The sequence below is a fragment of the Pseudotamlana haliotis genome, from assembly GCF_008806375.1.
GTDB lineage: Bacteria > Bacteroidota > Bacteroidia > Flavobacteriales > Flavobacteriaceae > Pseudotamlana > Pseudotamlana haliotis.
Genome location: NZ_WAAT01000044.1, coordinates 207,282 through 218,475, shown reverse-complemented (window position 1 = coordinate 218,475; position 11,194 = coordinate 207,282). Strand labels below are relative to the sequence as shown.

6 protein-coding genes are annotated in these 11,194 nt (G+C 39.1%); 4 read left to right on the top strand and 2 right to left on the bottom strand.

What is annotated here, in order from left to right; genetic code table 11:
• Positions 1-539 precede the first annotated feature (539 nt).
• The 3 genes from F6U93_RS09590 (at position 540) to F6U93_RS09580 (ending at position 7,934) form a co-directional block, all read left to right on the top strand.
• Positions 540-3,365, top strand: a complete 2,826-nt coding sequence (locus F6U93_RS09590) for a M16 family metallopeptidase (protein ID WP_150939207.1) — start codon at positions 540-542, stop codon at positions 3,363-3,365.
• Positions 3,366-4,069: 704 nt separating this feature from the next.
• The gene (locus F6U93_RS09585) at positions 4,070-6,076 is read left to right on the top strand and encodes a protein-disulfide reductase DsbD family protein (RefSeq protein WP_150939206.1); all 2,007 of its coding nucleotides are present in this window, start codon (positions 4,070-4,072) and stop codon (positions 6,074-6,076) included.
• Between the two features lie 352 nt (positions 6,077-6,428).
• Complete coding sequence (locus tag F6U93_RS09580; RefSeq protein ID WP_150939204.1) at positions 6,429-7,934, top strand: aminotransferase class V-fold PLP-dependent enzyme; 1,506 nt, start codon at positions 6,429-6,431, stop codon at positions 7,932-7,934.
• A gap of 414 nt (positions 7,935-8,348) precedes the next feature.
• Here F6U93_RS09580 and F6U93_RS09575 read toward each other — a convergent pair whose 3' ends face one another.
• Positions 8,349-9,386 carry an RluA family pseudouridine synthase gene (locus F6U93_RS09575; RefSeq protein WP_150939202.1) on the bottom strand — a complete coding sequence of 346 codons (1,038 nt, stop codon included), beginning with the start codon at positions 9,384-9,386 and terminating at the stop codon, positions 8,349-8,351.
• Between the two features lie 3 nt (positions 9,387-9,389).
• Complete coding sequence (locus F6U93_RS09570; protein WP_150939199.1) at positions 9,390-9,947, bottom strand: PASTA domain-containing protein; 558 nt, start codon at positions 9,945-9,947, stop codon at positions 9,390-9,392.
• Positions 9,948-10,117: 170 nt separating this feature from the next.
• Between F6U93_RS09570 and F6U93_RS09565 the strand changes: the two genes are divergently transcribed.
• Positions 10,118-11,092 carry a D-alanine--D-alanine ligase gene (locus tag F6U93_RS09565; RefSeq protein ID WP_150939197.1) on the top strand — a complete coding sequence of 325 codons (975 nt, stop codon included), beginning with the start codon at positions 10,118-10,120 and terminating at the stop codon, positions 11,090-11,092.
• Positions 11,093-11,194: the final 102 nt, after the last annotated feature.

Below are 11,194 nucleotides of genomic sequence, written 5' to 3'. Positions count from 1 at the left end.
CCAAATACCAAAAAAAAGTACCACCCACCTGTCCCCTTGATGGGACCACAGGGGTGTTCGCAACGCTTGGAAACCAAAATGGTACATTAAAACTAGGAACCACAGCTATCTAAAGTCTGTTACCTTAGCCACGTTCCTGATCACTCAGGCGCAAACTCCCCTATGATCCCCTCAAAGGGGTAGTATACACGTGCTTTCAAAACGAGAATCATGTAAACATCAAGAGTAGTCCTATAATTCCCCTTAAACCAAAAGCCGCAAAAAAGTACCGCCCACCTGTCCCCTTGAGGATTACCGAAATGGAAACATCGTTTTCATTGAAGGTACCTGGCGCAGCCAACAGGGGTGTTACGTCCTTTGAGGTTAACTACACTTCTAAAACCTTGTCACTTTGCGACTTTGAAACTCCATAAAAACTTACACTTCTAAACCAAAATCCACAAAAACACCTCAACTTTAACACCAAAAACAAAGATTTAACATTTCATTAATAAGGGTAAACACGATTTTTGTTCACTTATAGTTAAAACCAACACCGTATGATCTGTAAATCGCGTTTAGAATTTCCAACAGCACTTCTAGTTTTTTTCTGTTTAGCCTTGGTGCTACCTATCCATGCGCAGAAAAACAACAAAAACTTCACAAAAATTCAAGCACTCAACGGTATTGAAGAATACCAATACGGCCCAAATGACATGAACATCCTGTTGGTTCAGGATAACTCAGCTCCCGTAGTCACAGTTCAGATTGTATATCGGGTGGGTTCTAAGCATGAGGTGACTGGAAATACAGGCTCTACTCACCTACTCGAACACCTCAATTTCAAGGGCACACCAACTTTCAACAAGAAAAACGGCAACGCCATTTTCACCATGCTACAGGGTATTGGTGCGCGAATGAACGCCACCACCTGGAACGACCGTACCAATTACTACGAAACCATTCCTAGTGATCAACTGGAACTTGCTTTGCACATTGAAGCCGACCGCATGCGAAATTCACTTTTACTCGAAGAAGATAAAGCCTCTGAGATGACTGTAGTAAGAAATGAATTTGAACGCGGTGAGAGCAATCCATCCCGTCTCCTTAATAAAGAAATTTGGGCCACGGCTTATATGGCACACCCTTACCACCACAGCACGATTGGTTGGCGATCAGATATCGAAAATATGCCTATTGAAACTCTAAGAAATTTCTACAACACCTACTACTGGCCTAATAACGCCACTTTAACCATAATTGGTGATTTTGAAAAGTCCAACCTGTTTACCCTCATTGATAAATATTTCAGTGCCATACCTAAGGCGCCGCACGATATTCCGCAGCCCTATACCACCGAACCTGAACAACACGGCCCACGACGTATTGTCATCAAAAAACAGGGGCAGCAAGGCTTAGTCTCTATAGGCTATAAAATTCCTGGGCGCATGCACGACGATTTACCGGCTTTAACGGTACTCGGTCAAATTTTAGGCTCTGGCACCTCATCACTGATTAACAAAACCTTCATTGATACAGGCATCGCCCTTTACGGTTTTGCCAGTCCGTCACAATTTCAAGAAGTGGGCTTATTCAGTATTAGCCTAGGCTTCACGCCAAATAAAAAACATGAGGCATTGAACACCCAATTACTCGACATGATTGAAAAGGTAAAAACAGAAGGCGTTTCTCAAAAGGATGTCGACCGTATTGTTTCCAAATTAACCGCCCAAACCCTATTATCGCGCGACGGTTCTGGAAGTATTGCAGGGCAATTAACCGAGGCCATTGCTGGGGGCGACTGGACGGACTATATCAACGGTATTGAAAGACTCAAAAAAGTCACAGCTTCCCATGTGCAACAAGTCGCAAAAACCTACCTCGTAGAAAATCAGAGTACCACGGGTTATTTTATTCCTACAGCTCCTGGTGGGCACGATAACGCTTCCGCGGAAGCGCAAAACGTTTCACAAAGTTTAGACAGCAAAAACTACTTTAGAACTCCAGACCACAGCCACGATGCTTCTTGTAATCACGAATACTCGGAAGGATTTTCGTATGAAAATTATGCTGAAACAACTTCAGCTTACGAAACCATTCAGCCAACAAAGAACAAAGAAAAATACGCTAGAAAAGAAGTTTCTGGAATCGATATTGTTTCCGTAAAAACGGGAGCCAACGACTTTTTAACCGTGAATGCAAGTTTTCCTATTGGTAATTATTTCAACACGCAAGGCCATGAAGTGGTTCCTAATTTAACGACGACCTTGTTAACCAAAGGCACACAAAACCTTGATAAGTTTGCCTTTTCTGAAAAACTGGAAAAATTAGGCGTTCGCTTAAATATTGATGCCGATTTACATACGGTGTCTATGAAATTTAAATGCCTAACAAAAGACCTTCCTGAAGTCATCAACCTTTTAGCCGACGCCCTAAGAAATCCGTTATTCGATCAAAAGGAATTCGACCTCATTAAAGAACGTGCTATTGGTAACACAAAAAAGAACTTAACCGATCTGGGAACGCAAGGGAGCATTGCCTTATCACAAGCCATTTACCCTAAAGCACATCCTAATCACACTTTAAGTACAGAAAAAACGATTTCTGATTTAGAAAAAGTGACTTTAGAAGATATCAAGACTTTCCATAAAACTTATTTTGGTCCTGCAGGCATGCACCTGGTTGCCGTAGGTGATGTAGACAACAAAACCCTATACGAGGCTATTGACAAGGCTTTTAATGCTTGGAAAGGTGGTATAGACACAAAAGTGGCCTTCAAAGCTCCAACTAAGGTCGATGCGCTGACCAAAGTGATTAGCATTCCTGAAAAACCGAGTGCTTACATGTATATCGGACAATACACAGGGCTAGAGCGTATGGATAAAGATTATTTACCCTTTTTCTTAGGCACCCATATTTTGGGTGGTGGGTTTTCAGCACGATTGATGCAAACCGTGCGTGATAACGACGGACTAACTTATGGCATTTATGCCAACCATAAAGGACAAACCAACACGGGTGGTTATTGGGTGGTCAATGCGACCTTTAATCCTAGCTTGTTTCAAAAAGGCTTAGATGCTACGATGGTTCAAATCAAAAAATGGGTGAATGATGGGGTTACTGCTGATGAACTCGCGTCCTTCAAGTCAAACGTGACTGGAAGTTTTAAAGTCGGACTCGCAACCACATCTGGACTCTCTGGCACCTTATTGCATATGATTGAACGCGGACAAGACCCTAGTTACATTGAGCAGTATCCAAAAGATATTAATGCCGTAACATTAGAAGAAGTGAATGCAAGTATCAAAAAATATATCGACTTAGATAAACTCATTGTTATAAAATCAGGTTCGTTAGACCAGAACAGTCAACCTTTAAAAAACTAATAAAGCCGTTTTGCTAACTTTACTTGATGTTAAAAATTTAACTACACTGTTGCCTATCAATAGACAGACGCAGTCGAGATGGCTTTATGAACAAAGAAATACAAACATGACAATTTAAATAACACTTCTCGCCTCCGCTCGAAGACCATGACTAAGCATCTATTAAAACGGTGTTCGAGCGGAGTCGAGAACTTTCATCAATACAAATGGATTTTAATCACTTAATATCAAAATTTTATTTTTAGAACATATTACATCGAGTCTTCCTATCGGTAGACAGGCGAAGCCGAGATGGCTCTATGAACAAAGAAATACAAACATGACAATTTAAACAACACTTCTCGACTCCGCTCGAAGACCATGACTAAGCATCTATTATAACGTTGTTCGAGCGGCGTCGAGAACTTTTCATGAATACAAATGGATTTTAATCACTTAATATCAAAATTTTATTTTTAGAACATATTACATCGAGTCTTCCTATCGGTAGACAGGCGCAGTCGAGATCGCTTTATGAACAAAGAAATACAAACATGACAATTTAAACAACACTTCTCGACTCCGCTCGAAGACCATAGCTAAACATCTATTAAAACGGTGTTCGAGCGGAGTCGAGAACAAATAACCAACGAGATTCCTCATACCCTCGAAATGACATTTTAAAAACTTTTTAACCAGCTCAGCTTAAAATAAACACTAAAACTATGAAAAAACTATTCCTACTGTGTACCCTACTCTTTGTTTCATTAGGACAAGCCCAAATTTTCAATCCTGTAGAATGGTCTACAACAGTTGAAAAACTTTCAGATACCGAATACAAACTCATAACGAAAGCCACAATTGAAAGTGGTTGGCATTTGTACTCGCAAGAGGTTCCTGAAAATGGCCCGATTCCAACTACTTTTACTTATGATACTGCTGATGACATCATAACACTAATTGGAAATACCCGTGAAGAAGCGGGTCACACCGTAGACGATCCTGTTTTTCAAATGGAAATCACCTATTTTGATGGTGTAGCTAATTTTGGACAAACCATTAAAGTTTCTGAAGAAATCGCCCAAATTAATGGCGTGGTGGAATTCATGGTTTGCGACGATACACGATGCTTACCCCCTACTGAAGTAGATTTGGTGTTTACCCTCTCAGAAAATGCTTCAGCGACTCCTGAAACTACCGCGACATCCAACACAACATTTTCTGAAAATAACAACACAACAGACGCTTCAAAAACCGAAAAAAAATCGACATCTACCGAATCTTCAGAAAAAAGTTTATGGGGGATCTTTTTTATCGCGTTCTTTTCAGGCTTTGCGGCTTTATTGACACCTTGTGTGTTTCCTATGATTCCTATGACCGTAAGCTTCTTTACCAAGCAAAGTAAAAACAAAGCTGCTGGTATTAAAAATGCGGTAATTTATGGTTTATCCATTATTGTCATTTATGTGATTCTTGGTATTTTAGTAAGCCTTATTTTTGGCGCCGATGCCTTGAATGCACTATCGACAAACGTATGGTTTAACATCATTTTCTTTTTACTCCTATTAGTTTTTGCTGCCTCCTTTTTAGGTGCTTTTGAAATCATGCTGCCTAATTCTTGGGCTAATAAAGTAGATAGTCAAGCCGATAGAGGTGGATTAATTGGTATCTTTTTTATGGCACTAGCTTTAGCTATTGTGTCTTTTTCTTGTACTGGCCCAATTGTTGGGACTTTACTGGTTCAAGCAGCTGCAGGGGGCAGCCAGATTGGTCCTATTGTTGGTATGCTTGGTTTTTCTTCTGCTATTGCTTTACCTTTTGCGCTTTTTGCCGCTTTCCCAGGGTGGTTAAACTCTTTACCTAAATCTGGTGGCTGGTTAAATACCGTAAAAGTAGTGTTAGGGTTTTTAGAATTAGCTTTAGCCTTTAAATTCTTATCAAACGCCGATTTAGTGCTTCAACTGCATTGGCTAGAACGCGAAGTCTTTATTGCCATTTGGATAGCCATTTTTGGAGCGCTAGCGTTCTATTTATTCGGAAAAATACAGCTGCCACATGATTCGCCGGTGACTTATATTTCAGTAGGACGATTAAGTTTAGGACTTGTTGTTTTATCCTTTACCATATACATGATTCCAGGACTTTGGGGTGCGCCTTTAAATTTAATTAGTGCTTTCCCGCCTCCTCAACATTATAGCGAATCGCCTTACGGCGTGGGTTATACCCAATTGGAGTCAGGCAACGTTCCTGGAGGACAACATGATGAAATCCCCGAAGGTGCCCACCTCATGCCACCTCATAATATTTTAGCCTTTAACGATTATGACTTAGGTCTAGCTTATGCGAAAAAAGTAGGCAAACCTGTCATGATAGATTTTACAGGCCATGCTTGTGTGAATTGCAGAAAAATGGAACAAAACGTTTGGGTAAAACCAAAGGTGCTCAATATTTTAAAAAATGATGTGGTTTTAATTTCACTGTATGTGGATGATAAACGCCCATTAGAAGCCGACGAGGTTGTAGATTCAAAACTTAAACCCGGTAAAAAATTAAAATATATCGGACAAAAATGGAGTGAATTACAAACCATAAAATACAAAACAAACTCACAACCGTTTTACGTATTGATGGATCATAACGAAGAAAATCTTTTAGCCCCTGTAGCCTACGTCCCTGATGTGGATGAATACTACAATTGGTTAAAAGAAGGTGTTTCAAAGTTTGAAAAGTAAAACACGGTGTTCGGAGCGGAGTGGAGAACGTATTGAAATAAAAAGTCTTTATTACAACATACAAAAACGTAATAATCAACTTTAGAACGGTGTTCGAGCGGAGTAGAGAACTATGATGAATAAATAATTTTTTCGCTTTTAGGAATACGTCTTACATTACAGTAAAGTATATGAATTTAGATTTTTTACATCAGTTTATGAATACTTCTCGACTCCGCTCGAAGACCGTAAAGAAAACCCGATTAAACCGGTGTTCGAGCCTGCCTGTCGGCAGACAGGCGGAGTCGAGAACATTTTTCACACATTATAAAATTTAAAATTTTCACTACTAACCACACATACCACTTATCAAATGAGTTTCATATCAAATATTTTAAATAAAGACCAAAAACCAAGTGCGTTAGAAACCTATTTCGCACCCTTTAGAGAACAAATAGTAGGTAACGACACTCATTTTATTTCGCCTTACGGCAAGCAAAAAATCATCTATGCTGATTGGACAGCAAGCGGTCGCTTATACAGACCCATTGAAGAAAAGCTGCTAAACGACATCGGTCCTTTTGTGGCCAATACCCATACCGAAACTTCAATAACAGGCTCAGCCATGACTTTGGCTTACCACGAAGCACGACATCTTATTAAAAAACATGTGAACGCTTCAAAAGACGAAGTTTTAATCACGGTGGGTACCGGTATGACGGGGGCGATTAATAAATTTCAACGTATACTGGGACTCAAACTCAGTGAAAACTTAAAAGACCACACCGATGTGCCTGAGGAAAAACGTCCCATTATATTCGTATCTCACATGGAACACCATTCCAACCAGACTTCTTGGTTAGAAACCATTGCTCGTGTGGAAGTGATTCCGTCTAACAAAGACGGCTTACCTTGTTTAAAAGGGTTAAAAAGCTTATTAAAAACATACAAAGACACCCCTTTAAAAATAGCAGCGATTACGGCTTGTTCTAACGTTACTGGTATTCGTACCAATTACTACGACATGGCTAAAATCATGCACCAAAATAACGGCTTATGCTTTGTTGATTTTGCCTGTTCGGCACCTTATGTCGATATTGACATGCACCCAAAAGATGACGAGCAATACTTAGACGCTGTCACTTTTTCACCTCACAAATTCTTAGGCGGCCCAGCAACATCAGGAGTTCTGGTTTTCAATAAAAAACTTTACAAAAACCTAGTACCCGATAATCCCGGTGGTGGAACCGTAAACTACACCAACCCATGGGGGAATCACGATTATATCGAAGATATTGAAACTCGTGAAGACGGTGGTACTCCGGGCTTTTTACAGGTTATAAAAATTGCCCTTGCCATTCAGTTGAAAGAAAAAATGGGGGTTAAAAACATTTTAGCCCGCGAACACGAATTGAACGCACTAATTTTCAAAAAGCTTTCTAAAATCGAGCACTTGAATCTTTTAGCACCAAAACATAAAGAGCGTCTTGGTGTGTTCTCTTTTTTCATAGAAAACGTACACTATAACTTGATTGTAAAACTCCTAAACGACCGTTTTGGTGTACAAACTAGAGGCGGTTGCTCATGTGCAGGCACCTATGGTCATTATTTATTAAACGTTGATGAACCTACATCAAAATCTATAGAAAAGAAAATATTAGAAGGCTGTTTAATTGAACGTCCGGGCTGGGTTAGAATGTCCATCCACCCCACAATGACCAACGCCGAAGTCACATTCATCTGTGAATCCATAGAAGCCGTAGCCAAAAATCATAAAACTTGGGGAGAAGATTACGAGTACGACGCGTCAAAAAACGAATTCATAAACAAAAATAATCTGGAAATCGCCAAAACCATCACGGAAAAGTGGTTTGAGTAGTTAGGTGAATAATTTGAGAATGTATTGTAGGGGTGAGTAACTCTAACACCCCTATTGGCTGCGCCATGTACCTTAAACGAAAACGATGTTTCCGTTTCGGTAATCCTCGAGGGGATAGCTTTACGTGAACGTTACATTGAGTTCGTTGAGGTGTGAACTTTTCTACTTCGCAATTTACCAACTTTGAGCACGCGAAACTAATTCTACTTAGCTACTCCTAATAACCTAATCATGAGAAGCTACCTAAAGCCCTGAGCTAGCGAAGAGGCTTTACTACACGTGAGCCATCGAAGCCAAACTACTTCAACTACTTAACCCCTAAAAGCACTGAGCTAGCGAAGTGCAAACTCCTTAACTCCTAAAAGCACTGAGCCAGCGAAGTGCAAACTCCTTAACTACTTAACTACTTTTACTCTACTCCTCCCTCTGAGCCTTCGAATACCCACGCCACTTCTCAATACATGCCTCAATATCCTCAGGAACCGGACTATCAAAACGCATGAACTCTTGAGTGGTAGGATGCACGAAACCTAAAGTTTTAGCATGAAGCGCCTGTCTTGGTAGCACTTTAAAACAATTATCAACAAACTGTTTGTACTTAGTAAATGTGGTGCCTTTAAGTATTTTATCACCACCGTAACGTTCGTCATTAAATAAGGTATGTCCGATATGTTTCATGTGTACACGGATTTGATGTGTACGCCCGGTTTCCAATTTACAAGACAGGAGAGTCACGTAGCCTAAACGTTCAATAACTTTATAATGTGTAACAGCTGGTTTTCCTTTTTCAGCTTCGTCATCTAGAAACACGGTATTTTGCAATCTATTTTTTGGGTGTCGGCCAATATTACCTTCAACGGTACCTTCATCTTCAGCGACATTACCCCAAACTAAGGCAACATATTCGCGCTCGCTCGTTTTTTTAGCAAACTGTAGCGATAAGTGTGCCATCGCCTCTTCAGTTTTGGCTATTACAAGTAAGCCACTAGTATCCTTATCAATACGGTGTACTAGGCCCGGGCGTTCGCTTGAATTATTCGGTAAGTTTTCAAAACGGTGTATGAGTCCGTTTATAAGTGTTCCCGAGTAATTTCCATGGCCAGGGTGCACGACCATACCAGCAGGTTTATTAACCACAAGCAAAGCATCATCTTCATAAACCACATCAAGGGGAATATCTTCACCAACCAACAAATTTTCATGTGGTGGATGCGCAAAGAGCACACGGATATTATCGTTAGGTTTCACCTTGTAATTCGATTTTACAGGTGTTCCATTAACATAAATACTACCATCTTTAGCGGCATCCTGAATTTTATTACGCGTCGCGTTTTCAATAAAATTCATCAAATATTTATCAATACGAAGCGGTGTTTGACCTTTATCTACTGTAAAAGCGTGATGCTCAAACAAATCGTCTTCGTCGGGTAATTGCGGGGTATAATCATCCATAATTTAAGGGCGGTTGCCGTTTCCTAGTTGTAAGTCTATCACAGATGTTTTTGCTAATTTATCGCCAGCATTAAGTGTAGTACCCTTATGTGATAATTTAAGTACCATATCTTTTCCTATATTATTCACATAAGTAATTTTTCCTATTTGAAAACCAAAAGCTTCCAAAGTTGGTTTTACTTGTCGGAATGTTTTATCAATTAAACCTTCTGGAATCGTCATTTTTCGGTATCCTGAAGGGTTTAAGGTAATGTATATTTTTCTATCCTCTTTAACTTTAGTACCCGCTAAAGGTTCCTGTTCGATTACAGAAAATTTTGGGTAAGCAGGGTTATAATTAGCCGAATCCTGAATTTTCATCACCAAATTATTATCCTCAAGGACTACTTTAGCTACATTAATTGATTTTCCTTTAAGGTCTGGAACCGTTTCAAATTCACCGTGATTGGTGGTCACGTTCAACCATTTTAAAATAACATAACAAAGGACTACTAGCGCAACTAATGCTAAAGCAATTTGTTTTAAAAATGTTTTACTGGCAATAAATTTAATAAGGCTCATTTAAAGAAATTTCGATAGGACAAATATATAAAAACAGAACTGTTTTTTCTTTTGCCATTTATAGGTTATTTTAGCTTAACTAATAATCTGTGCGCTTTATTGCCGGTTTTTTGTAAAAACAAGAGCTCAATTCAATTTCCGAAAACGGAAATCAACAAATTTTAAAAGTGATGAAAAAAAATATAGCCATCATTATGGGCGGTTATTCTAGCGAATATAAAATCTCTCTAACCAGTGGAAACGTGGTTTATGAAACTTTAGACCCAAGTACATATAATGCCTTCCGCATTCATATTTTTAAAGAGAAATGGGTTTATGTTGATGATAAAAACAACGAGCACCCTGTAGATAAAAATGATTTTTCAATCACCGAACATGGTGAGAAAATCACTTTTGATTGTGTGTTTAACGCCATTCATGGGGCTCCTGGTGAAGACGGACAAATGCAAGGTTATTTTCAGTTGTTGGGACTACCACACACGAGCTGCAGCATGTATCAAGCAGGAATTACTTATAACAAGCGAGATTTATTGAGTATTTTAAAACCTTACGGCATAAAAACGGCGGAATCATTCTATTTAAATTTAGGCGATACTGTAAATGCCAACGCTATTATTGCCAAGGTTGGATTACCATGTTTTGTGAAAGCTAATAAAGCCGGAAGTAGTTTTGGAGTGAGTAAAGTACATGAAAAAGAAGCTTTACAAGAAGCTATTGATGTAGCTTTTAAAGAAGATGATGAAATTATCATAGAATCCTTTTTAGAAGGCACTGAAGTTTCGGTAGGTGTAATTAGCTATAAAGGTGAAACCACTGTGCTTCCAATAACAGAAATTGTTTCTGAAAATGATTTTTTTGATTACGAAGCCAAATACGAAGGAAAATCACAGGAAATCACCCCTGCAAGATTGACCAAGGAACAGGAAGATAAAGTGACCAAAGAAGCTAAAAAGATCTATAACGTTTTAAAAATGAAAGGTTTTAGCCGAAGTGAATTTATTTTTAAAGATAATGAACCTCATTTATTAGAAATGAACACCATTCCGGGTTTAACCAGAGAAAGCATTTTACCACAACAAGCCGCAGCAGCCAATATTCCTTTAGCAGATTTATTTGCCACTGCGATTGAAGAAGCCTTAGTCTAAAAATGTATTGTTGAATATTGATTATTAAATTAAAAATGAAGAGTTAAAAATTAAAAATGATTACAGTCCCGCCTCCCGTCATCTGTCTTCGGTTAATTACCC